Origin of the sequence: Acinetobacter zhairuonensis (genome assembly GCF_022601715.1) — a bacterium.
GTDB lineage: Bacteria > Pseudomonadota > Gammaproteobacteria > Pseudomonadales > Moraxellaceae > Acinetobacter.
This window is the reverse complement of record NZ_JAKVIM010000024.1, coordinates 14,759-39,468: the sequence shown is the minus strand read 5'-3', so window position 1 is coordinate 39,468 and position 24,710 is coordinate 14,759. Positions and strand designations below refer to the sequence as shown.

Genomic DNA, 24,710 nt, shown 5'->3' with positions numbered 1-24,710 from the left:
CAAAAATTTAGAGACATAAAGTCCATTTGAAATGAGCTTTTTCATACTCTAATGGAGAACGTTGAGCATTAGAATCATGTCTGCGATTTGAATTGGAGAACATCTCGATATATTCAAAAATATCTGTCCTCGCTTCAACTCTAGTTGTATAGATTTTCTTTTTAATTCGTTCCCGCTTTAACAGTTGAACGAAGCTTTCCGCAACAGCATTGTCATTGCATGAGCAGTATACTGCGCAAGACAAAGCTCATACTGCTTTCAAGATTATGGTGTTTCAAAAATGTCTGCCATTCATGACTGGTATATTGACTACCTTGGTCTGAATGAATTAAAACTCTGTTCTGTGGCTTCCCCGCCATAATGCCATCAAGCACTAAATCTGTGGTGATTCTAGATTTCATCGACCATCCTACTACTAAGTGAGAAAATAGGTCGATGACTACAGCCCGATATAACCAACCTTCATGAGTAGGGATATCTTGCGAAGCAGTGCTTCTCATGTCTGTCACCCATAATTGATTGGATTAAATTGCCGATCTAAAGTATTAGCAGCAACAATAGCAAGTGTTCCAGCAGAGGTTCGCTATGATAACCCCGCTATGATTTAAGCTCATTGGCTTTCATCAGGCGATAGCTTTTAAATCACAGTAGATCTTGCGAATATGTTGCTTGTCCTGAATAAAGGCATACCTCATTGGGACTAGCTTGCGAAGTACACTGCGGCCTTTTTTAAGATATTTCGCTCTTCAGTACGCAGTCTAGCAAGTTCTGCGAGTGATTTATTGGCTTCGGTAATCGCTTTAGGTTATTGCGGATCATCGCGTTTTATCCATGCATCCAAACTATGAGTTGTTGTTCCTAATCGTGTAGCAACATCAGCACCACTATGGCCTTTATCTGTCACTTGTTTGACTGCTTCATTTTGAATTCTTCTAGGTATCTTTTACTGCTCATAAGCACCTCGTCTATTAGCCATTTTATCTAACTTTAAGGTGTCTATAAAATTGATAACTATTCAATTTTATAGACACCTTATATGAAATCTCATCAACGAAATGAAAAAAGGTACTCTAGAACTAGGTTCAACCCATCGTAAGAAGAGCCTTTTATTTCAAATAAGCTGACACTTGAGAAGTCAAAGCCTTCCACCAATAGTCACATAAAATAAACCACCTATTTCTAGGTGGGTTTCTTTAAAACTGCTTTCAAAATCGGGGGTGTCGCAATATGAACCTGTTCAACTGGCCTGCATAGTGAGTTGCCAACTTTATCTAATAATTTAATATACCTCTTTAAGCAAGTGTCTACGAGATTCGTGCAGGTTAGGCCAGCCACATCCCCAAGTTGTAACTTAAATTAGGGGAGTTTAATGTAGCTTTAAATTTTTAAATCTTTGTGCAAGAAAGCCTATCTTAAGTACATACTTTTAGATAGATGGATTTTTAGACATTTAAAGCAAAAACCTCGGCAGTATTTTGCTGTTCGACCAAGTTGTGAATTGTAAAGTTATCATTTTTCTTTTGTTCACAAGTGAACTCCGATTTCTGATTGAGCGATAAAGTACATCCGCTTAACAATGGACATTGAGCAAATAACGCAGCAACCCAATCGACAAAAACACGAACTTTAGGTGATAAATGACGATTTTGTAAGTACACCACTGAAATTGGCATTGGTTCAGGTAACCATTCATTCAATACTTCTTTAAGTGCACCAGATTCCAGATGTTTGGCAACCATGAAGTAAGGACATTGAATGAGTCCAAAGCCCTGTAATGCCAAATCAATATATGAGTCTCCATCATTGACTGAAACTCGCCCATTGACTGAAATACTTTGAATTTCACCATCTACCACAAAATTCCAATCAATATTACGGCCTGTACGACTATTGAAATATTGAACGACCTGATGCTGCTTTAAATCTTCAATTGTTTCTGGTGTACCGTGTTCAGCGAAATATTTTGGCGATGCAACAGTCACAAACTGAACTGTACCAATTCGACGAGCCACCAAACTTGAATCTTGAAGCTGACCAATCCGAATCACGCAATCCACAGCATCCTGAACTAAATCTACGGGACGGTCATTCATTCCAATAACCAAATCAATATCAGGATATTTAGCATGAAAATCACAGAGCATAGGAATAAGGATCATACGGCCTATTGAAGCTTTAACATCTATGCGTAAACGACCGCGTGGTCCACGTTCAGCATCATGAAAGTTGGATTCAATGTCTTCAACATCAGCCAAAATCTGTACGCTACGCTCATAATACACTGCGCCATCGGGCGTCAAACTGAGTTTGCGTGTGGTTCGGTTCAATAAGCGAATTTGCAAATGCTTTTCTAACGCCTGAATGGTTGTGGTCACAGAGGCACGCGGTAAACCTAAGCTATCAGCCGCCAAACTAAAGCTATTAGTTTCAACCACTTTATTAAACACTTTCATAGCATGAAAAAGATCCACGCATTGCTCCTACAGTTATTAAATTGAAATTCAGCACATCGATTGTTATGAATTTCCGAATAGTGTTATCAAATTTAATATATTTATTCGTAATTGACAAACATTTAAGCTCCGATCTCTTCACTACACCTGTTTCTCCCATCAGACATGTATTTGTCGTCAAACAGGTACACGAATAAAAACAGGAGCTCTTCATGTCAATTTCCCGCAAACAGTTCACGCTGTCTGCTTTGCTTGTTGCTATTTTAGCTACGGGGGGCAGTTTTATGTTTCTAAATGAAAATGCCGATGCTAAAGCTGCACAAAATACAAGTGCACAAGCTGCTGTAACTGTCGATGTTGCGAATGTCGTGAGTCAAACCATTACCGATTGGCAGGAATACTCAGGTCGCCTAGAAGCCATAGACCAAGTGGATATCCGCCCGCAGATTTCAGGCAAACTTCTCGCTGTACATTTTAAGGATGGCGGTCTGGTCAAAAAAGGTGATTTACTTTTTACCATTGACCCGCGACCATTTCAGGCTGAGCTCAACCGTGCCAAAGCACAACTGGCTGCAGCAGAAGCCCAAGTAACTTATGCTTCGAGTAATTTATCTCGCAATCAGCGACTGATCGAAAGCAATGCAGTCGCTCATCAAGAACTGGAACTCGCTGAAAATGAAGCGCGCACAGCTACTGCTAATGTGCTAGCCGCCCGAGCTGCAGTGGAAGCTGCGCGTTTAGATCTTGAATATACCCGCATTACCGCACCTGTCAGTGGTCGTATTTCTCGTGCCGAAGTAACGGCTGGGAACGTAGTCGCTGCGGGCAGTGGTACGCAGGTTTTAACCAGTATTGTGTCAGTTGCTCGACTGTACGCATCATTTGATGTCGATGAACAAACTTATCTGAAATATCTGAGTGATCAAAATAATGCTGCTCAAATTCCTGTGTCTATGGGACTTGCCAATGAAGATGGCTTCTCCCATACAGGAGTTATTAGTTCTTTTGATAACAATCTAAATACTACATCGGGAACAATTCGTGTCCGAGCGACCTTTGATAATCCTAATGGTTCACTTATCCCTGGTTTATATTCACGCATTCGGCTAGGGGGTGGACAGCCTCGTGCTGCGATTCTGATTAGTCCAACTGCGATTGGCGTCGATCAAGATAAACGCTTTGTGGTGGTTGTGAATAGCAAGAACCAAACGGTGTATCGAGAAGTGAAATTGGGTGCAGTACAAGATGGTCTGCAAATCATTAACAGTGGGTTACAGGCTGGTGAACGCATTGTGGTCAATGGTTTACAGCGAATTCGACCAGGTGATCCTGTCACACCACATCAAGTTACTATGCCAAATAGCCAAGTTCCAACTACCCAACAACCTCAGCCAACTGAAAACACATCCAATGCGGCAAAGGGTTAATCAAATATGAATATCTCTAAATTTTTTATTGATCGACCGATCTTTGCAGGTGTGTTGTCAGTCGTTATTGTGCTGGCAGGGATATTGTCGGTTTTTAAACTGCCTATATCTGAATATCCAGAGGTCGTCCCTCCCTCCGTGGTTGTACGTGCACAATATCCTGGTGCTAACCCAAAAGTCATTGCTGAAACTGTAGCTTCGCCACTTGAAGAATCAATCAATGGTGTAGAAGACATGCTGTATATGCAATCTCAAGCAAATAGTGATGGCAATTTAACAGTTACCGTAAACTTTAAACTTGGGGTTGATCCAGATAAAGCTCAACAATTGGTACAAAACCGCGTATCGCAAGCATTACCTCGCTTACCTGAAGATGTACAGCGTTTAGGGGTGACTACCCTGAAAAGTTCTTCGAACTTAACCATGGTGGTGCATTTAACCTCGCCCGATAATCGTTACGATATGACCTACTTACGCAACTATGCAGTGCTGAATGTCAAAGACCGTTTAGCGCGTTTGCAGGGTGTTGGTGAAGTGGGTTTATTTGGTTCAGGTGATTATTCGATGCGGATCTGGCTCGATCCTCAGAAAATCTCTGCACGTAATTTAACAGCAAGCGAAATTGTCAGTGCCATTCGTGAACAAAATATTCAGGTTGCCGCAGGGACAATTGGTGCATCTCCAAGTAATGCCCCACTTCAGCTATCGATCAATGCGCAAGGTCGTTTAAGTACTGAAAAAGAATTTGCTGACATTATTTTAAAAACTGAAGCTGATGGTGCAGTGACTCGATTAGGTGATGTCGCGCGAGTTGAACTTGCCGCATCAGAATATGGTTTGCGCTCTTTACTTGATAATAAACAAGCAGTTGCTATTCCTATTTTCCAAGCCCCGGGTGCGAATGCCTTGCAAGTATCTGAGCAAGTGCGAGATACCATGCAGGAGTTGTCTAAAGATTTCCCTGCATCTGTGAAATATGAAATTGTTTACGATCCTACTCAGTTTGTGCGTGCCAGTATTGAAGCGGTTGTTCATACCCTACTAGAAGCAATTGCACTGGTTGTGGTGGTAGTCATTTTATTCCTGCAAACATGGCGTGCTTCAATTATTCCCTTACTGGCTGTGCCTGTGTCAATTATCGGTACATTTGCATTGATGTTGGCGTTTGGCTATTCCATTAATGCCCTGTCACTGTTTGGGATGGTGCTTGCCATTGGTATTGTGGTCGATGATGCGATTGTGGTGGTGGAAAATGTCGAGCGCAATATTGAAGCGGGACTCAGTCCTAGAGATGCGACTTATCGTGCCATGCGCGAAGTAAGTGGACCGATTATTGCCATTGCATTAACGCTCTGCGCAGTATTTGTTCCGCTGGCCTTTATGACAGGTTTAACAGGTCAGTTTTATAAGCAATTTGCCATGACCATTGCCATCTCAACTGTCATTTCAGCATTTAACTCACTTACGTTGTCGCCTGCTTTAGCTGCAATTTTGCTGAAAGGTCATGATGCCAAGCCTGATACTTTAACGCGTGGCATGAACCGAGTTTTTGGGCGATTCTTTCAGGCATTTAACCGCGTGTTCTCACGTGCATCCGATCAATATGGTCGTGGTGTAAGTCGGGTCATTTCACATAAGACTTCAGCGATGGGCGTATATGCCATTCTGCTCGGTTTAACTATTGGTATTTCCTACATTGTCCCAGGTGGATTCGTACCTGCTCAGGATAAACAGTATCTGATTAGTTTTGCACAATTACCGAATGGTGCCTCTTTAGACCGTACAGAAGCCGTTATTCGTAAAATGAGTGATGCTGCGTTAAAGCAACCTGGTGTTGAAAGTGCAATTGCCTTCCCAGGTCTATCCATCAATGGCTTTACCAACAGTTCTAGTGCGGGCATTGTTTTTGTCACACTGAAACCTTTTGAGAAGCGTAAAAGCAACGAACTTTCAGCCAATGCCATTGCGGGTGCCTTGAATCAGAAATATGCCGCCATACAAGAGGCGTATATTGCTGTTTTTCCACCGCCACCAGTCATGGGATTAGGCACTGTCGGAGGCTTTAAATTGCAGCTTGAAGACCGTGGTGCATTGGGTTATTCCGCATTAAATGATGCTACGCAAAATTTTATGAAAGCAGCACAAAATGCGCCAGAACTTGGTCCAATGTTCTCAAGTTATCAAATTAATGTACCGCAGTTAAACGTGGATTTAGACCGTGTCAAAGCCAAACAACAAGGTGTTGCTGTTACAGATGTATTTAACACCATGCAAATTTATCTGGGCTCACAATATGTGAATGACTTTAACCGTTTTGGACGTGTTTATCAGGTTCGTGCACAAGCGGATGCGCCATTTCGTGAAAATCCAGAGAATATTTTGCAATTAAAAACCCGCAACAGTGCTGGACAGATGGTACCTTTATCTTCACTGGTGAATGTGACACAAACTTATGGTCCTGAAATGGCAGTACGCTATAACGGATATACCGCGGCAGATATTAATGGTGGTCCAGCACCTGGTTATTCATCTAGTCAGGCGGAAGCTGCAGCGGAGCGTATTGCCGCAGAAACCTTACCACGTGGGATCAAGTTTGAATGGACAGATTTAACTTACCAGAAAATTCTGGCGGGGAATGCAGGGCTATGGGTCTTCCCGATTAGCGTGTTATTGGTCTTTTTAGTTTTAGCTGCACAGTACGAAAGTTTAACCCTACCATTGGCTGTGATTTTGATTGTACCAATGGGGATTTTAGCAGCACTGACAGGTGTTTGGTTGACCAATGGTGATAACAACATTTTCACACAAATCGGCTTAATGGTACTGGTCGGTCTGGCATGTAAGAATGCCATATTAATTGTGGAATTTGCTCGAGAACTTGAAATGCAAGGCATGACCGCCTTTAATGCAGCAGTTGAAGCCAGCCGTTTACGCTTACGCCCAATTCTCATGACCTCAATTGCGTTCATTATGGGCGTTGTTCCCCTTGTCACTTCTACAGGTGCGGGTGCAGAAATGCGTCATGCCATGGGTGTTGCCGTATTCTCAGGCATGATCGGGGTAACCTTCTTTGGCTTATTCCTGACCCCTGCCTTCTATGTACTAATCAGGACCTTAAATCGTGGACATAAACTGCATTCAGCCAGTCCTCATGAAGCTCCGATCAATCCACATCATTCATAAGGACGGTATGATCATGCCTAAAAAACAGATCTGGTTATTGTCCTCGCTCATGGGAAGCCTGCTCCTTGCAGGCTGCTCACTGGCACCACAATATGAACCAGCCAAAATAGTCATTCCCCTGCAATTCAAAGAAGCAAGCGCTATTCCTGAAGATGAAAACTGGAAAATTGCGCAGCCAAGCGATGTAGCCTCTAGAGGGGAATGGTGGAATCTTTTTAATGATGCCCAACTCAATGCGCTTGAACAGCAAGCGATAACAGGAAACCAGAACATTAAAGCGATTGCTGCGAATGTTCAGGCATCACGTGCGCTAAAATCAGCAGCACAGGCTGAACGTATGCCGAGTATTGGGATGGGGTTTGGTCCGACTCGACAAAGAGCTTCTCCTGCATCTCAGGGGCTTGATGCGAATGCAGCTACATCAGCACAGACGCTATGGCGTGCGCAAGCAAATGTGTCCTATGAATTGGATTTATTTGGTCGTATTGCCAGTAGTGTCAATGCTGCAACTGCAGATGTACAGCAACAAGACGCTTTATACCACTCTGCCCTGTTAACTTTACAAGCTGATGTTGCACAAACTTACTTCCAGATTCGTCAGTTCGACACGGAACAGGGCATTTATGAACGAATGATTAAATTGTTGACGGAATCACGAGATTTAATGCAAACCCGTTTTAAAAATGGTGCAGTGAGTGAAATGGATGTCTCTCGTGCACAAACAGAATTGTCTACAGCGCAGACCAGTTTATTCACTATCGAGCGTCAGAGAGCCAATTCAGAACATGCACTTGCCGTACTGTTAGGCAAGACACCTGCTGAGTTTAATTTGGCACAGCAAAGCCTAACTCAAAACACCCTGCAAGTTCCTTCGGGTTTACCTTCAAGTTTGCTTGAAAGGCGTCCTGATATTGCTGCTGCTGAACGTGCTATGGCAGCAGATAATGCTCGAATTGGTATTGCCCGTGCAGCATTTTTCCCACGGCTGAGTCTTACAGGTGCACTGGGTTATGAATCCTCAACGCTTGGAGATTTAGCCCAATGGTCGAGCCGAACTTTCTTGTTAGGACCTGTGGCAGGAACAATTTTGTCTTTACCATTGTTTGATGGCGGTCAACGTAAAGCGGGAGTTGTGCAAGCAAGGGCTGCCTACGAAGAAAGTATTGCCAATTATCGACAAACTGTACTGAATGCATTTCGTGAGGTTGAAAATGGTCTATCCGATCAACGGATTCTTGATCAGCAAATCAGTGCTCAAGCCCAAGCACTGATTGCTTCACGCAATGCAAATAAACTTTCGCATTTACGTTATCGTGTAGGTGTGATCAGTTATTTGGATGTGATTGATTCCGACCGTACTCTGCTTAAACAAGAGCAATTGGCTGCGCAGCTACAAGGTAGCCGAATGATTGCGAATGTAAATTTAATTCGTGCTCTTGGTGGTGGCTGGAGTATTCAAACAACTCAAAACTCATCTTGAGAGCGCCTATATAAATTCAGGCATTGCACATCAATGCAATGCCTGAACTACAAAGACAAACAAGAGTTTTGAGGCCTATAATCCATATTGTTAATCGTCAAAAGTCTCTTATAGAAAACATATTACTTAATTCATAAGAGCCTTAATGTATTAAGGAAACTATTCAACATTCTCATATTAAAAGTCTTAAATTTATGAACGTTATTTGCTTTGTAAGCAATTTTTATGACAAGTAAAGCGCCTCACGGTGCTCTATTTATGAAAATCTTCAACTAAATTTTTCTGACAACTCCCTCATCCCTAGTGGATTCATCTAGTGAGTTTTGTTTGACAGGTGAAATAAATAGCTACTCACATTAATTAACCTGAATCGCGGATAAGCAATTGACTTGAAAAAGGGGAGGACTAGAGCCATCAGTTGAGTTACCACACCAAACTCACAGCTCTAGCCCTTATGTTAGAGAGTACTCAATTATTCTGTGTCATTGATGATTTCTTTCAAAATTCGAATCAATTTATTGGAAATTCTTAAAGCAAAACTTTAAACGCATAAGATTTCACCCTGCTCTGCATTTCTGAAATTATCTTTATTGCTGTGTGGTACAAGTGCTCTCATTTCAATAACTTCAAGGCATTCTCTACATCATTAAAACTGAACAAAAACCAATTTTTTAAACAGCTTCCTTGTTATTAGCGCATGATTCATCTGATCAATGTCCATCAACTGGCTTTACACGCTTTGCAGTTCGCTTTGATGAGAGATCATCAAAGTTCTTATTTATGGATCGATTCAACAACATTAGCTGTCTGTAAAAATCAACGGATTCAACGCCATAAATCATTAGCCAAAATTGCATCACATGGTAAAAGCTTGATGGGCTGGTTTTATGGTTGTAAACTGCATGTGCTAATGAATCAGTCAGGAGATATTGTCAGTACGGTTTTATCGAATGGGCATACAGCAGACATCAAAATAGTTGAACAATTAGTCAAAGGAATGACTGCCAAACTATATGCTGATCGTGGCTATATTAGTCAGGAGTTAAAGAATAGATTGAAATTACAAGGTACTGATTTAGTTACTTATCACCTCAAGAATATGCAGTCTATACAGTTATCAAAAGCAGATGAACATCATCTGAAACAGCGCAATAAAATAGAAACGACTAGAGCCAGAAGTGTTGCAGGCTATTTAGCTGGTATTTATGCATCATGTGCTTACCAATTATGCCATCAGAACAAGCCAACCATTCGTGTAATTGAATTGTTGGCTTAAGCAGGATTCGGGTTATTTAACGTTCGGGGAAACCATATTTTCTGGTCGAACCACCGCATCAAATTGCTCCTCTGTCACCAATTGCAGCTCGACAGCCACCTGTTTAAGAGTTTTACCTTCTTTATAAGCAGTTTTAGCCACTTTTGCGGCATTCTCATAACCAATCACAGGATTCAACGCTGTTACCAACATTAACGAGTTATGCAGGAAGTAATCAATCTTCTCTCGATTCGGCTCAATACCGACTGCACAATGCTCATTAAAGCTATTGCATGCATCACCCAATAACTGAATAGACTGCAATAAGTTGTACGCAATCACAGGCATAAACACGTTTAATTCAAAATTACCCGAAGCACCAGCTACATTGATGGTCGTGTCGTTACCTAATACCTGCGCCACCACCATGGTCAAGGCTTCACTTTGGGTTGGGTTAACCTTACCAGGCATAATACTCGAACCCGGTTCATTTTCAGGAATACGAATTTCACCAAAACCACAACGTGGACCACTTGCTAACCAACGAATATCATTGGCAATTTTATTTAAGCTTGCCGCCAATGTTTTTAATGCACCTGAGGCAAATACCGCAGCATCACGACCTGCCAATGCCTCAAATTTATTTGGTGCTGTGACAAAAGGTAATCCAGTCAATTGAGATAATTTCTCGGCAGCTTTTACCGCATAGTCAGGATGTGCATTTAACCCTGTTCCTACAGCAGTACCACCGAGTGGAAGTTCATAAAGACCAGACAAAGCCTGATGTAAGCGTTTCAAGCCATGATCTAACTGCGAAACATAACCACTAAACTCTTGTCCCAACGTCAACGGCGTTGCATCTTGCAAATGCGTACGTCCAATTTTCACAATGTCATTAAATTCTTGCGCTTTCGCTTCTAAGGTATTACGCAGTTGCGTAACCGCTGGAATCAGCAATTCATTGATCTGTAGACTTGCTGCGACATGAATCGCGGTTGGAAAAGAATCATTGGTCGATTGTGCGCGATTGACATGGTCATTCGGATGTACAGGTTTTTGAGCACCTAAAGGATTGCCCAATTTTTGATTGGCAATGTTAGCAATCACTTCATTGCAATTCATGTTGCTCTGTGTACCTGAGCCTGTTTGCCACACCACTAACGGGAATTGGCTATCCCACTGCCCCAGAATCACTTCTTCTGCGGCATCGACAATATAGTGGGCTAATTCTTGAGGGATTTGGTTCAAATCTGCATTGGTGAGTGCGGCTGCTTTTTTCACTAGCCCCATGGCACGGATCATAGGACGAGGTAAACGTTCTCCACCGATTTTGAAATTTTGCAAACTACGTTGTGTTTGTGCCCCCCACATGGCTTCTGCAGGAACTTCAACTTCACCCATGGTGTCATGTTCAATACGTGTATGCATGTCTACCTCTTTGTTTATTTGTCTATAATCTTGTACTTATTCAGGTATTGAATAATCTTTTTATTCTATTTCATTCTGATGTGCGAGTAAACGATAATAATTATCGTTTACTCGCTTTTATTTGATTATGCTCTTAATGTTTGTTGATAGAATCGCCATTCATCTTCTAACATTTGTGTCAGACTACGTTTGGCTTTCCAACCTAACAACTGTTCTGCTTTTTCAGCTTTTGCAGCAACCTGATCCAGCTCTTGAGCAACGAAATAATCGGTATCTACCGTCTTAATTTCAGTCCCTGTAACTTGTGCAATCTGTTGCAACAAGTTCTGAATCGAATAATTTTCACCCGCAATATTGAATGCTTCACAGGTATGCTGCTGGGTATACAGCCATTTCAAAGCAGAAATCACCGCATCACAACTGTCCAGCACATGCACGAAACTGCGTTCTACCGTGCCATCTGCGGTATTCGCTCGCTTGTGCAAATCAATATACTCACGTTGTCGTGCTGCAACCTGCATTGCTAGTGGCACAATATTTTTGGGTAATGGTTGAACAAACTCGCCCAATACACCATGCTCAAATGCGCCCACAATATTGCCCAATCTCAGAATAGCGATATTCCACTCTTCATCGGTTTTAAAAGTGTCGCGTATAATTTCCTCAATCATTTGTTGAGACTTGATATACGGGTTTGGATAAGCATAGTTAAATGGCATATCTTCGTTCAGTTCAAGGCTAGACTCACCATATACCGCCAAACTTGACAAATGCACCAAATGACGCACACCCGTTCGTTGCATCGCGCGCAATAAACTCATGATGCAGCTAACATTGTCGTTATAATACTCAAGTGGCTTTAATACAGACTCTTGCAAAGATTTGAACCCAGCCGCATGTACTACAGCATTCACTGTATATTGCTCGAAGACCTTATTTAAAGCTGGCGTGTTACGGATATCCAGCTTGGCAAATGGAACATACATCCCTGAAATGTATTCCAAACGTTCTAAGGTCTGTAGATTGGCATTGGACAAATTATCTACAATAATGACTTCTTGCCCCTGAGCCATTAAGCTAAGAGCGACATGAGAGCCTATAAAGCCTAATCCACCAGTTACTAAAATCATTGTATACTACCTTTTTCTTATGAAGTCTGGACGTTCCAAGTTTCGATTGGTACAGCCTTTAAGTGAATTCCATGAGTACATTACTGTTAATTACCTCTGCTCCTACTTCCATTCATGCTTGGCATGCACTCGGGCTTGCACAAGCGTTACATACACAACAGAAAGCTTTTCGGGTTTTCTTTTATCAAGATGGGGTTACGGTAGCCAACGCCCTGCAATGGGTGCCTGATGACCAACGTAACCTCACGACTGAGTGGCAGAAGCTCGATATTCGCCTACCTGTTTGTGTAAGTGCAGCCTTGGCAAGGGGTATCACAGATGAAGAAAATGCAAAAAGACACAATATTGACCAACATAACTTAGCGAATGGCTTTGAATTGGTCGGTTTGGGTGAACTTGCCGATGCCGTACAATCCACTGAACGTCTAATTCAATTTTAAGTGGTTATTTTTGGCGAATTTGTTGCATTTAAAAGGTAAATTGTGTGAAAACTGTACTCGTGATATTAACCCAAGCCAACCTTACCAGCTTACAAGTGCATGAAAGCCTTGCTGCGACAATGGTTTTAGCGACATTCGGGTGTGAAGTCAAGGTTTTACTTGTGAACGCTGCGCTCAGTTTATTGCAGGCAGAGCAACAGTTTGACGCGGTTAAGCATGCTTTCAAACTGGCTTCGAATATGGTCGATAGCTTTGAATTTTACGACTTAACCCCAGTTTTAGTGAAAAGTGTGAATCAAGACCATCCTTTTGTGGTTCAAGCCCAGCAAGAAATTGAATTTATTGAGCTAAATGCCGAGTTTTTACAAGCCTTCGATCACGTTTTATATTGGTAACGGATGAATATTTTTTATGCTGACAGCTACACTTTATTTGATTCAATCAGACTATTCATCCGCAGAGGCGAAACTCACTCAATTACAATCTATGTTACAGAGTGGTGATTGTGTGGTGCTTATAGGCGATGCAGTACTCCATGCACATCATGCAGCCTTAACATCGCTTGAACAACTCTATGTGCTGGATACAGACGCTGCTTTATTAAGTAGTCCGAAGCCACCACAATTGAACGTGATTTCTTATTCTCAATTTGCCAACATCTGTTTGGCACATACACGCTGTATGACCATTAAATAATAGGTTTGAAAAGACAATGATGAATCTAGAACTCGATCAAGACGGTCACTTGGTCGATTACACCATCTGGACACCTGAAGTGGCACAAGAACTTGCCAATAGTCTTGAGCTGGAATTAACCGACTGGCATCTCTCCGTGTTACATGCAGTGCGTCAGTTTTATCAGCAGTTTGGACATTCACCTGCAACACGCCCACTGATTAAGTTTTTAATGAAAAGTGTGAGTCCTGAGATTAACAATGCCATCTTGCAAGAGAAGTTTAATACAGGTCTGGTTGCTCGGCACTTAAGCCGACTGGCTGGCGTTCCTAAACCAGCCAATTGCCTATAACAATATAAGCTTAAGCCTGTTGTATCTGCACAGCAGGCTGAGCTTCGACATGAAAAGGATGCTGTCGAAACAACGGTTTGACCTGACGCGCATGCAGAGGCTCTCCGCACTCCGAACACACGGTAATCGCAGTAAAAACCTTACCGCATTGCTTATGCATCAACTGCATGGGTTTACCCGTACCATCATCCATCCACTTGTCTGCCCACGTGACCATGCTCATTAACACAGGATACAGCTCTAAACCTTTCTCGGTTAAGCAATATTCAAAGCGTTGCTGACGTTCCATATACGGTCTTTTTTCTAAAATTTCATGTTCGACCAGACGCTTCAAACGATCGGCCAAAACATGTCGGGTCACACCCAATTGCTGTTGAAAGTCATCAAAACGGCGCATTCCCATAAATGCATTACGTAATACCAGTAAAGTCCAACGGTCCCCTACAATCGATAAAGCGCGTGCGATCGAACATGGCTGCTCGCCTATCTCATCCCATTTCATATGCATCGTCATTCAAGCTATTCTTTCCTCAAATTATCGGATTGCTCTACTTTTGACAACATCTCCGCGCCATCTTCAGTTTAAGAAAAAAATCAGCCATAAAAAAAGCCATGTTTTTCACATGGCTATTAAGGAGTAACACAGCAACTAGGGAAGAAGTTGACTGGTTAAATGGATCTTCACCCGTTTAACGCTGCTATTGTGATGGCTTTCAACTTATCATTTCCCGTCATTTTTATGTCATTTCCAGTCAAATGAAGTCATTCACTTAAACTTCATCACCTTCTTTCCAGACATCTTCGTATTCTTCACGATCAATCATAAAACGGTAGCCATGCTCCAACGCCAAATATGGCAGGACTTCTGGCAAAAGTTTATCCAGTTCTTTAACCGACACCGTTTGGAAGAAATCTTCACTATCGTCATGCTCACCTGCATAAATAAACCATGTAACCTCTTCACCTGCTTCTGGCTTGTTACGAATACCCACAATTGGTTCTTTATTTAAAGATGCGACCGCAACGGCAATCACATCATTTTCATGCACTGCAATATACTTTGAGCCATATTCTTCACATACCAGTTTTTGTTCAGTGATTAAATCCATATCCATTGTGGATACCAAATGCAATGATTGATGTTCCGCAGTTTAGAACCAAGTGCCATTTGTCTCAAGTCATCCCTACACAAAATATACTGTTGTAAGTTGTCTTTTTCTGCTAATCTTGATTATGTAACTTTATCAAGGTGAATTATGAGCGAATCAAGTAAAACCTCTCATGGAGGTAAACGTGCGAATGCAGGGCGTAAATCGCAGTACACTGAAAAAACTGTCGTGATGCGTGTTCCCGAGTCAAAAGTCCTTGCAATTAAAGAATGGTTGAAACCTGTGCCAGAAGATGACCGTCAACCTAGCATTCAGCTTAACCCAATTCACTTACAAACAGAATTAACCATTCCTTCTCCGCTTGAGTCAGTCGCAGCAGGATTTCCTTCCCCTGCCCAAGACTACATCGAAGATTATATCGACCTGAATAAGTATTTGGTTAAAAACCCAGCCAGCACTTTTGTTTTACGTGTAGATTCGTTATCTATGAAAAATGCAGGAATTGATGCAGGAGACCAGCTTTTGATTGACCGTCGGTTATCTGCAGAACATGGCGATATTGTCTTAGCATTGATCAACAATGAGTTTACAGTTAAACGCTTTATGCAAGATAAGCATGCAGACAATGGTTTTAAGTTCTGGTTAAAAGCAGAGAACCCAGACTACCCTGACATCTATCCGCGTAGTGACGAAAATGTTGCCATTTGGGGTGTCGTCACCTGTATTTTGAAAAAGCTGAAATAAGTGATTACGATGGACAGGCTTTATCATCAAGAACTTTTTGCATTGATTGACATCAACAACTGTTATGTCAGTTGTGAGCGGGTATTTAATCCGAAATTAAATGATAAACCCGTCGTTGTCCTCAGTAATAATGATGGCTGTGTCATTTCACGCAGCAATGAAGCCAAAGCCCTGAATATTTCCATGGCTGTGCCTTGGTATGAAATTGAACGAGATGCTGTGAAAGCGGGTGTTCAAGTTCTTTCAAGTAACTATCCACTTTATGCAGATATGTCGCAACGCTTTTTTAAGATTTTGGGTGAACACTTTAATGACCAAGACCTTGAACCCTACTCTATTGATGAATGCTTCATTCGACTCACCAGTTATCACCAACTGTTCGATTTAGAGCAATATTGTCGCGAACTTGTACAAAAAATTGCGCAATGGCTCGGCTTACCCTGTTGTATTGGGATCGGATATTCCAAAACCCAAGCCAAACTGGCGAATCATTTTGCCAAGAAAAGGCAGAGTTTTAATCAAGTCTGTTTTTTACCTAAATTGGACTTATGCAGCTTGGAAGGACTAATGCTTGAGACACCTGTAGAGGAAGTTTGGGGCATTGGACGAAAAATTAGTAAAAAATTACAGCATTATGCAATTCACAATTGCTTTGACTTAACTTTTGCCAATGAACATTACCTAAGTAAAGAGTTTTCTATCCTAATTGCACGCACAATCCGTGAGCTAAAAGGTCAATCCTGTATTGCCTTAGATGATCCCAAACTGCCTGCAAAAAACATACTTTCATCGCGCAGTTTTGCCAAAGCATTGACTCAAAAAGAGATCATAAAACAAGCGATGATTTTTCACATCAATCGTGCTCACAAACGCCTGACCAAACAACAGCAGCTCTGTGCTTGTATTCATGTTTCACTCTATGAAAAAGTACCCAATTCACCACATAAAAAAAGCTACTCGTATGCTATTGGTTTAGAGTATGCCAGTGATGATCTGTTGATTTTAAACAAGGCTGTTCAACAGCAAATTGATGTTTTATTTGAAGAAAATAAAAAATATGTAAAAGTTGCCGTAATGCTTTCAGCGCTACATCCCAAAAGCCAGCATATTGATGACTTATGGCAACCCATTAACTTGATTCAGCAACGCGAAGAACTGATGAAAACTTTGTACAAAATGAAACATCGCTATGGTTCCGATTGCATCCAAATTGGTTATCATTCCAGCAGCACAGCATGGAAAATGAAACAGCTACATCGTTCGCCACGTTACACCACATGTTGGAATGAAATGTTGACCATCGATGATTCTCTATTCAGCCAGAAACCTTGCAAATGACGCTTTTTGGTCAATTTGAGCTTTAAAAGAAAATAACTGTTATATCGTAAATTTTGTCATTTTTTAACATTGCCAATTATCAGCAAAGTTCGCAATATATGACCCAAGTTCTGGTACTTGCTTTCTACAACAATTCAAAGAAAAAAACAAAAGACTTGTAGGAAATTATGCCATAATAAGCAAACTTTGCAGACATCTTGCAAAGCATTATTGCAAACTTAAAATTGGAGCACGCTGAATGAGTTCGACCATTTTGGTCATTCATGGACCGAATTTAAATTTACTAGGCAAGCGAGAACCTGAAGTATATGGCTACCTCACCCTAGAGGATATCAATCAGCAGCTCATCTCTCAAGCGCAAAAAGCATCAACATCTCTCGATACATTCCAAAGTAATTGGGAAGGTGCCATTGTCGACCGAATTCATCAAGCGCAACAAGAAGGCGTACAGTTCATTATCATCAATCCTGCAGCGTTGACACATACTTCCGTTGCGGTGCGTGATGCCCTTCTTGGTGTGGCAATACCGTTTATTGAAGTGCATTTGTCAAATGTTCATGCCCGTGAAGCATTTAGACATCACTCTTACCTTTCCGATAAAGCCGTGGGTGTAATTTGCGGTTTGGGTGCAAAAGGCTATGCCGCTGCACTCGATTATGCCCTCGAAAAAATTCAACCATCTAAGTAATCATAATCAGGAATACTGTCTCATGGATATTCGTAAAATCAAGAAACTCATCGATTTGATGATTGAATCTGACTTACAAGCGATCGAAGTTAAAGAAGGCGATCAATCGATTGCATTGACTCGTCGTAGTCCAGTCGTTGCTGCAGGTATTGCTGCAATGCCAGCGCCATCAGCAGAAATTCCATCTGCACCTAAATCTGCTCCACGTGGTGCGGTTGAAACTTCACCAATGGTTGGTGTGTTCTATGCAGCTCCAAGCCCAGGTGAAGCACCATTCATTAAAGTAGGTCAAACTGTTACTGCTGGTGAAACGCTAGGTATCATTGAAGCAATGAAAATCATGAACCCGATTGAAGCAACTCAAAGCGGCGTGATTGAAGAAATTCTTGTGAAAAACGGTGAAGTGATCCAGTTCGGTCAACCTTTATTCCGCTATCGCGCATAACACCACGGGGACTCACAATGTTGCAAAAAGTTTTAATTGCAAACCGGGGTGAAATCGCTTTACGTATCACCCGCGCTTGCAAAACATTAGGAATCAAAACCGTTGGTATCTATTCAGATGCTGACAAAGACCTAATGCATTTACGTTTTTGTGATGAAGCGGTGTGCATAGGCCCAGGGGCGAGTAGCGAAAGCTATTTAAATATTCCTGCAATTATTACTGCGGCAGAAATTACAGGTGCAGATGCTATCCATCCGGGTTATGGCTTCTTATCTGAAAATGCTGAGTTTGCTGAAATTGTAGAAAACTCTGGTTTCATTTTTATTGGTCCACGTCCAGAACATATTCGCCTGATGGGGAACAAAGTTTCTGCGATTACAGCGATGCGTAAAGCTGGTGTACCTACAGTTCCAGGTTCTGCAAATGCAGTGACACCACAAAATGCCCTTGCTGAAGCAAAAGAAATTGGCTTTCCACTGATTGTGAAAGCAGCTTCTGGTGGTGGTGGTCGTGGTATGCGTATTGTAGAACGTGTAGACACCCTACTTGAGTCTGTACAAGCAGCTCAACGTGATGCAGAAATGTGGTTTGGTGATGACACGGTTTACATGGAACGCTTCCTGCAAAAACCGCGTCACGTAGAAATCCAAGTTCTTGGTGATGGTAATGGTCATGCAATTCACTTGTTCGACCGCGACTGTTCTTTACAACGTCGTCACCAAAAAGTATTGGAAGAAGCGCCAGCACCAAACTTGCCTGAGCAAGCGCGTGCAGATATCTTAGAAGCATGTGTGAATGCATGTAAGTTGATGCAATACCGTGGTGCAGGTACATTCGAATTCTTGTTTGAAGATGGTGAGTTCTTCTTTATTGAGATGAACACCCGTGTTCAAGTTGAACACCCTGTAACTGAAATGGTCACAGGCATCGACATTATTGAGCAGCAATTACGTATTGCGGCAGGTCTTGGACTTGAAATTGCTCAGGAAGATGTAGAGTGTAAAGGTCACGCGATGGAATGTCGTATCAATGCTGAAGATCCTTCTACATTTATGCCATCTCCAGGCAAAATCGAGCATTTCTATGCTCCAGGTGGCGCAGGCATTCGCTTAGACTCTCATATCTATCAGGGTTACAGCATTCCGCCTTACTACGACTCAATGATTGCAAAACTCATTGCGCATGGTAAAGATCGTGAGACTTGTATTGCTCGTATGCGTCAAGCTTTGGACGAGATGATCCTAACTGGCGTCAAAACCAACATTCCTTTGCATAAAGATTTAATCCTACAAGATAAAAACTTCTGCAAACATGCGATGGATATTCACTATCTTGAAAAGCATTTGTTGAAGCAACTTGAAGGTCAAGCGGAAAAAGCAGCATCTTAAGTGATCGCTTCTTGTTCCAAGAAAAAGCCAGTCAATCGACTGGCTTTTTTATTTTCTGTTTCGATCACAATAAATTTAATGATCTCATCCAATATCAAAACATTAAGGCAATACTCGACGCAAAGTCGCAAAGCATTGACCTGCTTTTTCATTATTGCAGAAATTAATGGTGGTTGGATTTTTCCACTGTACAAAATATTGAGAAATCTCCCCTGACTGGTCTTGTTTATAGCCAGAGCAATCTGTTTCATTGTTATCATATTTCACTTGTAACATTAAAACAGGTAACTGAACTGCCGCATCTTTTGATGCCTGATAGTCATAGATTCCCGTAGACCATTCTTGACCACTTTTAATAAATACGTCGTTATTGCTTTTGAAGTTATAGTACTCAATACATTTTTTATTATTTGGAATTTCCATTCCCCATAAACCCACAATTTCAGGCCGTGTCATAATACGAACTGTATTTTCACTGCGATCAGCAGCATCTTGAGCATTTTGATTTGCAGCAGTACTCTCATTTGCCATACTCATTGCTGAACATAACATCAACACTACTGTAAGATATGCTTTTTTCATTTAGTTAATCAGCCATTGCATCCCTACAAATAAGTTACCATATTTTTATGCAAAACCATCACTTATAACCATTTCACTACAATCTATTTGCATAAAAAGCTTCTCTTTTATCTTCAAGCTCTAGCACTTTGGCTCGCGCAATCTATAATATGCATTGAAAACGCTTTTTAAATAGAAGCAGTCGTTTAAAATATATCTAACTTCTTAAAATCATAGAAAATCAGCTCGTTTTGATTAAGGACGATCATTTGCAAAAGCAAATCCGACATCTGTTTATTCCTTCATTTAAACAACAATCCTATGCATTTATGCTATTAGCGATTGTGATTTTCAGCTGCTGTTTAATTGGTATTCTCACACGTCCAATAACTTTTCTAGCTCTGCTTTGGCCAGCCAATCCAATCCTATTAGGGCTTTTTTTAAGATTTCCAAAACTAAATAATATTGGTGGTTGGCTAGGTGCCATTACCGCTTATCTTATTGCAGATATAATTACAGGTAACTCGTTTGAAGTGACCGTTTATTTAACGCTATCAAACCTGATTAGTGTTTCTGTTCCTCTCATTTTAATCTATCTAACCAAGCTCGATTATCGAAACTACAATCAGGGCTTTAGTTTTCTGTACCTATTTGCAATGTGTGTCGCTGGGTGCATGCTGAGTGCAATTTTTGCAGTACAGACTATTACCCATGTGCCGAATAGCTTTATGTCCTCTGACCGAATCTGGACGGAATTTGGCATGTGGTGGACGGGTGAAATTGTCAACTTTATTACCTTCTTACCGCTTATTTTAACTTTCCCGAAAAAAGATGAACGTCAGAAGTGGATTTTCGAACTTTTCACTCAACCTCTAAAAACCAGTGATATTCTGCCCTTTATCGCCATTATTATATCAGTCGCATTTACACATATTTTTTTCGGACCTGGTGCCTTACTCTATCCACTCGCCGCATTGGTTTGGGCAGCACTGAGTTATCGATTATTTAGTGTGGCATTAATCAATAGCATTGTCTGCATGGTGACTTATCATAGCTTGACCTATTTTTACCTATCATCTTCTTCAGATGCTTTTCTAAGCACCACCATTTCCATTCGTATTGGATTGTGTATGCTGGGCATTGCTCCACTGGTATTGTGTACGATTAGCCAAAACCGCCAGAAATTGTTTCACCAAGTGCTAGACTATGCAAATCACGATAGTTTGACCAATACCCTCAATAGGCGTTATTTTTTAGAACAGAGCCAACTTCTCATTCAACAACCACAGCATAAAACTATTTCAGTCTTGATGATCGATCTCGATCATTTTAAGCAAATGAATGACAAATATGGTCATCATGTCGGTGATTTGGTTTTGCAGCAATTTGCAAGAATCGTCAAACAGAAAATCGGTCCCCATGATTTATTCTCTCGCGTAGGTGGCGAGGAATTTACCGTACTAACACTCAATGCATCCTTAACACAAACCTTTGAGCTGGCTGAACGTATTCACCAAGCAGTCGAAACGGCGATTTTAAATATTGAAGATCACATACAGATTAAAATTACGATAAGCATCGGAATTGCACATCAAACTTTGCCATTATCGGGTACATTACAACAAATGATTGTCCGTGCAGATCAGGCACTGTATAGCGCCAAAGCACAAGGTAGAAATCAAATTATTATTTCAACATAATGAATGATATATACAATTTAGAAACTGGAGAAAAACAAAAATGAAGTTTTCCGAATATCAACAATATGATGGCTTGGGGCTTGCCAAACTTGTTGCAGATAAAGATGTACATCCACATGAGCTTTTACTTACCGCACTATTAAGAGCTGCCGAGGTGAATCCCAAACTGAATGCAATCACCATCCCTATGCATGACTATGCGCAGCAGCGCTCACAGCTGTCACTTGAAGGTGCTTTTGCAGGAGTGCCTTTCCTCGTTAAAGATCTATTCCAAGAAATCAAAGGCTATCCCAGTACTTTTGGCAGCCAAGCCTATAAACGTGCCAACTATATTGCTCAAACCAACTCGGAGATCGTCAATCGTTGGGAGAAAGCTGGAATTGTGACCTTTGGTCGCACCAATACTCCCGAATTTGGCATTAAAGGCGTCACCGAACCGGAAGCTTGGGGGGCATGCCATAACCCATGGAATTTAAATCATAATAGTGGTGGCTCTTCAGGTGGTTCCGCCTCTGCCGTTGCTGCTGGGATTGTTCCTCTTGCAGGCGCGGGTGATGGTGGTGGTTCAATACGAATTCCCGCCTCGTATTGCGGTCTATTTGGATTAAAACCTAGTCGTGGCAGAACGCCTTGGGGACCTCACCTCAGTGAAGCCATGCATGGTGCAGCCATGCAACACGTGTTAACCAAATCTGTCCGTGATAGTGCTGCAATGCTCGATGCCACACAAGGTCCTGAATTACATTCTCTATTTACCATTAAGCCGCCAGAACAAAGCTACTTAGAACTCATACAACGCCCGCCCAAACAGCTCAAAATTGCCTATAGTACCAAATCCCCCATAGGTACGAAGGTTTCTGCCGATGCTGAAGCTGCCATATTACATACAGCCAAACTATTGGAGTCTTTAGGACATCTTGTTGTTGAAGCCGAGCCTGCAATTGATGGTATGAGTTTAGCAAAAGACTTTATTACCACATGGTTTAGTCAATTTGCTTATACATTACAAGAGTCCCGAAACCATCTTAATGCGCAAGACGAGGACTTTGAACTAGATTCTCTTGCACTCGCTGCATTCGGTGAAAAAACAACAGCTTTGCAATACATTCATAACCTGAATAATTGGGGAGATTATGCTAGTCAGATGAACCAATTCTTTGAACAATATGATCTTTACCTCATCCCCTCAACAGCATCGACTGCACCGAAAAATGGTGAAGTTAAAACACCTGTATGGCAAAAACAATTGCTCAAGGGACTACTCAAAATAGGACAAGCGCATTGGCTCGCCGAAGGAAAGCTCATTGAAAAAATTGTCAAAGAGAACTTAAAGTGGGTTCCTTTCACTCAATTGGCCAACATTACAGGATTACCAGCCATGTCCGTTCCGTTGTATTGGAACAAAAATCAACTCCCATTAGGCTCTCAGTTTGTGGCGCCATTTGGACGTGAAGATCGACTATTACAACTTGCGCATCAATTAGAACAGACTCTACCATGGATGCAAAAGTACAACGATATTAAGCTCTAGCTTGATTTAAATGGACTTCTGTACTTGATTCGGCAGTGCTGCCACAAAGAGCAAACCCATAAGTACAGCAAGTCCAGCAACCATGAACACTGACTCTCCTGAAATGTCAGTCCAGTATTTTCCAGCCAATAGACTACCTGCTGCCACACCTAGCCCCCACATTGTGCTATAAAGCGCCTGACCACGTCCCTGCTGAGTCAGCATAAAGTTTTCAAAAATGATGCGCATCGCAATCATATGAAAAAGCCCGAAACTAAATGCATGTATGGTTTGTGAGAGAAATTGTAATGTGAAACTATGCGGAAATAATCCCACGGCGAACCATCGCAAGCTGGTCATAATTAAACAGATACTCACCAGTAAGCGCCAAGAAAATCTTTGTAGAAAAAGATTGGCAAAAGCAAACATAATGATTTCTGCGATTACACCAACTGACCAGAGTAGTCCAATTGCCGTGGTGGAATAACCTGATTGCTGCAGATAGTTACTATAAAAGCTATAAAAAGGCGCATGTGAAAACAACATAATAAATTCAATAGCAAAAAATGCAGCCACCACGGGTCTTTTTATAATGGGCCACAAAGAATCAAGTTGTTTTTGTGATTTGGGCGCACTTGTCGGTTCTTTAATCGTAAATGACCAAATGAAAGCAAAAAAAGAAATGCAAAGCAGCATGATTGGGAGCATCGAAATTGGGATGATTTCTAACAATGCACCAATACAAAATACACCAATGATAAAACCAACAGAGCCCCATTTACGTACTTTGCCATATAATTCAGCTCGTTTTTCTCCGAGCCAAAAAAGTGTAACACCTTCAAATTGAGCAAGGATTGCATTCTGGAAAAAACTAAAAATTAGCATTAATAACGCTACTGACTGAAAACTATTCGGTATAATAAAGATCAAAAACCAAATACACGCTTCCATCCATGTCGCTATACGAACCAATAGCATCCGCTTGCCCGACTTATCTGCAATCCACCCCCAAATAAACGGCGCGAAAAAACGGGTAACAATGGCGATTGAAGATAAAATACCAATTTCTTGATAACTGAAGCCCTGATCTTCAAGATACAGGCTCCAAAACGGCATGAAGGTTCCAACAATACAATAGTAAAACAGATAGAAACCACCGAGTTTAGTAGTCATTGGAAGAGTGAGCATCAGGTCGTTTTCTCTAGTATTTACAATAGCTTAATATTTTTCAAAGTTGTATCCGTTTGTACCTGCAATGCTTGTTTAGGAGATAAAAGGTATACAAAATAGTATACAAATCTTTTCTAAGAAAATTATTTCAAAATTTGTATACTTTAAAAAATATGCCATATTTTATCACTTTAGATGTAAGTCACCCATAGATACAAGCACAAGTATGCAGGA

General features: G+C 41.3%; 21 protein-coding genes and 2 pseudogenes. 15 read left to right on the top strand and 8 right to left on the bottom strand.

What is annotated here, in order from left to right; genetic code table 11:
* Window positions 1-7 precede the first annotated feature (7 nt).
* Together MKI85_RS15510 and MKI85_RS15505 are read right to left on the bottom strand one after the other, a co-directional pair.
* Window positions 8-954: pseudogene (locus tag MKI85_RS15510) on the bottom strand (IS3 family transposase).
* Window positions 955-1,442: 488 nt separating this feature from the next.
* A complete protein-coding gene (locus tag MKI85_RS15505; protein ID WP_241628928.1) occupies window positions 1,443-2,471 on the bottom strand; it encodes a LysR family transcriptional regulator in 1,029 nt (342 codons plus the stop codon).
* Between the two features lie 194 nt (window positions 2,472-2,665).
* Between MKI85_RS15505 and MKI85_RS15500 the strand changes: the two genes are divergently transcribed.
* The 4 genes and pseudogenes from MKI85_RS15500 to MKI85_RS15485 all read left to right on the top strand — a co-directional run bounded on the left by MKI85_RS15500 (window position 2,666) and on the right by MKI85_RS15485 (window position 9,819).
* Complete coding sequence (locus MKI85_RS15500) at window positions 2,666-3,880, top strand: efflux RND transporter periplasmic adaptor subunit (protein ID WP_241628925.1); 1,215 nt, start codon at window positions 2,666-2,668, stop codon at window positions 3,878-3,880.
* Between the two features lie 6 nt (window positions 3,881-3,886).
* Complete coding sequence (locus MKI85_RS15495; protein WP_241628922.1) at window positions 3,887-7,063, top strand: efflux RND transporter permease subunit; 3,177 nt, start codon at window positions 3,887-3,889, stop codon at window positions 7,061-7,063.
* A gap of 13 nt (window positions 7,064-7,076) precedes the next feature.
* Entirely contained in the window at window positions 7,077-8,543 is a 1,467-nt protein-coding gene (locus MKI85_RS15490) for an efflux transporter outer membrane subunit (protein ID WP_413350907.1), read from the top strand.
* 454 nt (window positions 8,544-8,997) lie between these two features.
* A pseudogene (locus MKI85_RS15485) lies at window positions 8,998-9,819 on the top strand (IS982 family transposase).
* Between the two features lie 12 nt (window positions 9,820-9,831).
* On the opposite strand, the gene fumC reads toward MKI85_RS15485, so the two are convergent.
* Together fumC and galE are read right to left on the bottom strand one after the other, a co-directional pair.
* Window positions 9,832-11,226 (bottom strand): class II fumarate hydratase, encoded by a 1,395-nt coding sequence (gene fumC / locus MKI85_RS15480; protein ID WP_241628919.1) that lies wholly within the window; start codon window positions 11,224-11,226, stop codon window positions 9,832-9,834.
* A 125-nt stretch (window positions 11,227-11,351) separates the two neighbouring features.
* On the bottom strand, window positions 11,352-12,356 hold the full coding sequence (gene galE / locus MKI85_RS15475; RefSeq protein WP_241628917.1) for a UDP-glucose 4-epimerase GalE: 1,005 nt from the start codon (window positions 12,354-12,356) through the stop codon (window positions 11,352-11,354).
* Window positions 12,357-12,427: 71 nt separating this feature from the next.
* On the opposite strand from galE, the gene tusD reads away from it, so the two are divergent.
* The 4 genes from tusD to MKI85_RS15455 are packed head-to-tail and all read left to right on the top strand — an operon-like array spanning window position 12,428 to window position 13,823.
* Window positions 12,428-12,796, top strand: coding sequence for a sulfurtransferase complex subunit TusD (tusD, locus tag MKI85_RS15470; protein ID WP_142768689.1), 369 nt, complete (start codon window positions 12,428-12,430; stop codon window positions 12,794-12,796).
* A gap of 44 nt (window positions 12,797-12,840) precedes the next feature.
* Complete coding sequence (locus MKI85_RS15465) at window positions 12,841-13,191, top strand: hypothetical protein (RefSeq protein WP_241628915.1); 351 nt, start codon at window positions 12,841-12,843, stop codon at window positions 13,189-13,191.
* Window positions 13,192-13,207: 16 nt separating this feature from the next.
* Window positions 13,208-13,492, top strand: coding sequence for a DsrH/TusB family sulfur relay protein (locus MKI85_RS15460; RefSeq protein WP_241628913.1), 285 nt, complete (start codon window positions 13,208-13,210; stop codon window positions 13,490-13,492).
* A gap of 19 nt (window positions 13,493-13,511) precedes the next feature.
* A complete protein-coding gene (locus MKI85_RS15455; protein WP_241628964.1) occupies window positions 13,512-13,823 on the top strand; it encodes a TusE/DsrC/DsvC family sulfur relay protein in 312 nt (103 codons plus the stop codon).
* Window positions 13,824-13,833: 10 nt separating this feature from the next.
* On the opposite strand, the gene MKI85_RS15450 is transcribed toward MKI85_RS15455, so the two are convergent.
* On the bottom strand, window positions 13,834-14,325 hold the full coding sequence (locus MKI85_RS15450; RefSeq protein WP_241628963.1) for a winged helix-turn-helix transcriptional regulator: 492 nt from the start codon (window positions 14,323-14,325) through the stop codon (window positions 13,834-13,836).
* A 268-nt stretch (window positions 14,326-14,593) separates the two neighbouring features.
* On the bottom strand, window positions 14,594-14,938 hold the full coding sequence (locus MKI85_RS15445) for an immunity protein Imm33 domain-containing protein (RefSeq protein ID WP_241628911.1): 345 nt from the start codon (window positions 14,936-14,938) through the stop codon (window positions 14,594-14,596).
* Between the two features lie 141 nt (window positions 14,939-15,079).
* On the opposite strand from MKI85_RS15445, the gene MKI85_RS15440 reads away from it, so the two are divergent.
* The 5 genes from MKI85_RS15440 (at window position 15,080) to accC (ending at window position 19,535) form a co-directional block, all read left to right on the top strand.
* Window positions 15,080-15,676 (top strand): LexA family protein, encoded by a 597-nt coding sequence (locus MKI85_RS15440; RefSeq protein WP_241628910.1) that lies wholly within the window; start codon window positions 15,080-15,082, stop codon window positions 15,674-15,676.
* A gap of 9 nt (window positions 15,677-15,685) precedes the next feature.
* Window positions 15,686-17,014: a Y-family DNA polymerase gene (locus tag MKI85_RS15435; RefSeq protein WP_241628908.1), complete on the top strand. Its 1,329-nt coding sequence runs from the start codon at window positions 15,686-15,688 to the stop codon at window positions 17,012-17,014.
* A 238-nt stretch (window positions 17,015-17,252) separates the two neighbouring features.
* On the top strand, window positions 17,253-17,702 hold the full coding sequence (gene aroQ / locus MKI85_RS15430) for a type II 3-dehydroquinate dehydratase (protein WP_100240877.1): 450 nt from the start codon (window positions 17,253-17,255) through the stop codon (window positions 17,700-17,702).
* Window positions 17,703-17,724: 22 nt separating this feature from the next.
* On the top strand, window positions 17,725-18,147 hold the full coding sequence (gene accB / locus MKI85_RS15425; RefSeq protein WP_241628906.1) for an acetyl-CoA carboxylase biotin carboxyl carrier protein: 423 nt from the start codon (window positions 17,725-17,727) through the stop codon (window positions 18,145-18,147).
* 17 nt (window positions 18,148-18,164) lie between these two features.
* Entirely contained in the window at window positions 18,165-19,535 is a 1,371-nt protein-coding gene (accC, locus tag MKI85_RS15420) for an acetyl-CoA carboxylase biotin carboxylase subunit (protein WP_241628905.1), read from the top strand.
* Window positions 19,536-19,637: 102 nt separating this feature from the next.
* Here the strand turns inward: accC and MKI85_RS15415 are convergent, their stop codons facing one another.
* Complete coding sequence (locus tag MKI85_RS15415) at window positions 19,638-20,117, bottom strand: hypothetical protein (protein ID WP_241628904.1); 480 nt, start codon at window positions 20,115-20,117, stop codon at window positions 19,638-19,640.
* A 248-nt stretch (window positions 20,118-20,365) separates the two neighbouring features.
* On the opposite strand from MKI85_RS15415, the gene MKI85_RS15410 reads away from it, so the two are divergent.
* On the top strand, window positions 20,366-21,796 hold the full coding sequence (locus MKI85_RS15410) for a GGDEF domain-containing protein (RefSeq protein ID WP_413350902.1): 1,431 nt from the start codon (window positions 20,366-20,368) through the stop codon (window positions 21,794-21,796).
* Between the two features lie 40 nt (window positions 21,797-21,836).
* Window positions 21,837-23,327: an amidase gene (locus tag MKI85_RS15405; protein ID WP_241628903.1), complete on the top strand. Its 1,491-nt coding sequence runs from the start codon at window positions 21,837-21,839 to the stop codon at window positions 23,325-23,327.
* 6 nt (window positions 23,328-23,333) lie between these two features.
* Here the strand turns inward: MKI85_RS15405 and MKI85_RS15400 are convergent, their stop codons facing one another.
* Complete coding sequence (locus MKI85_RS15400) at window positions 23,334-24,494, bottom strand: MFS transporter (RefSeq protein ID WP_241628902.1); 1,161 nt, start codon at window positions 24,492-24,494, stop codon at window positions 23,334-23,336.
* Window positions 24,495-24,710 lie beyond the last annotated feature (216 nt).

Excerpts from the sequence above, each read along its gene's own strand:
- fumC (WP_241628919.1), bottom strand. The coding sequence starts at position 11,226 with ATGCATACACGTATTGAACATGACACCATGGGTGAAGTTGAAGTTCCT.
- MKI85_RS15435 (WP_241628908.1), top strand. The coding sequence starts at position 15,686 with ATGGACAGGCTTTATCATCAAGAACTTTTTGCATTGATTGACATCAAC.
- aroQ (WP_100240877.1), top strand. The coding sequence starts at position 17,253 with ATGAGTTCGACCATTTTGGTCATTCATGGACCGAATTTAAATTTACTA.
- MKI85_RS15490 (WP_413350907.1), top strand. The coding sequence starts at position 7,077 with ATGCCTAAAAAACAGATCTGGTTATTGTCCTCGCTCATGGGAAGCCTG.
- MKI85_RS15440 (WP_241628910.1), top strand. The coding sequence starts at position 15,080 with ATGAGCGAATCAAGTAAAACCTCTCATGGAGGTAAACGTGCGAATGCA.
- accC (WP_241628905.1), top strand. The coding sequence starts at position 18,165 with ATGTTGCAAAAAGTTTTAATTGCAAACCGGGGTGAAATCGCTTTACGT.
- MKI85_RS15455 (WP_241628964.1), top strand. The coding sequence starts at position 13,512 with ATGAATCTAGAACTCGATCAAGACGGTCACTTGGTCGATTACACCATC.
- accB (WP_241628906.1), top strand. The coding sequence starts at position 17,725 with ATGGATATTCGTAAAATCAAGAAACTCATCGATTTGATGATTGAATCT.
- galE (WP_241628917.1), bottom strand. The coding sequence starts at position 12,356 with ATGATTTTAGTAACTGGTGGATTAGGCTTTATAGGCTCTCATGTCGCT.
- tusD (WP_142768689.1), top strand. The coding sequence starts at position 12,428 with ATGAGTACATTACTGTTAATTACCTCTGCTCCTACTTCCATTCATGCT.
- MKI85_RS15415 (WP_241628904.1), bottom strand. The coding sequence starts at position 20,117 with ATGAAAAAAGCATATCTTACAGTAGTGTTGATGTTATGTTCAGCAATG.
- MKI85_RS15400 (WP_241628902.1), bottom strand. The coding sequence starts at position 24,494 with ATGCTCACTCTTCCAATGACTACTAAACTCGGTGGTTTCTATCTGTTT.
- MKI85_RS15460 (WP_241628913.1), top strand. The coding sequence starts at position 13,208 with ATGCTGACAGCTACACTTTATTTGATTCAATCAGACTATTCATCCGCA.
- MKI85_RS15450 (WP_241628963.1), bottom strand. The coding sequence starts at position 14,325 with ATGAAATGGGATGAGATAGGCGAGCAGCCATGTTCGATCGCACGCGCT.
- MKI85_RS15405 (WP_241628903.1), top strand. The coding sequence starts at position 21,837 with ATGAAGTTTTCCGAATATCAACAATATGATGGCTTGGGGCTTGCCAAA.
- MKI85_RS15445 (WP_241628911.1), bottom strand. The coding sequence starts at position 14,938 with ATGGATATGGATTTAATCACTGAACAAAAACTGGTATGTGAAGAATAT.
- MKI85_RS15500 (WP_241628925.1), top strand. The coding sequence starts at position 2,666 with ATGTCAATTTCCCGCAAACAGTTCACGCTGTCTGCTTTGCTTGTTGCT.
- MKI85_RS15495 (WP_241628922.1), top strand. The coding sequence starts at position 3,887 with ATGAATATCTCTAAATTTTTTATTGATCGACCGATCTTTGCAGGTGTG.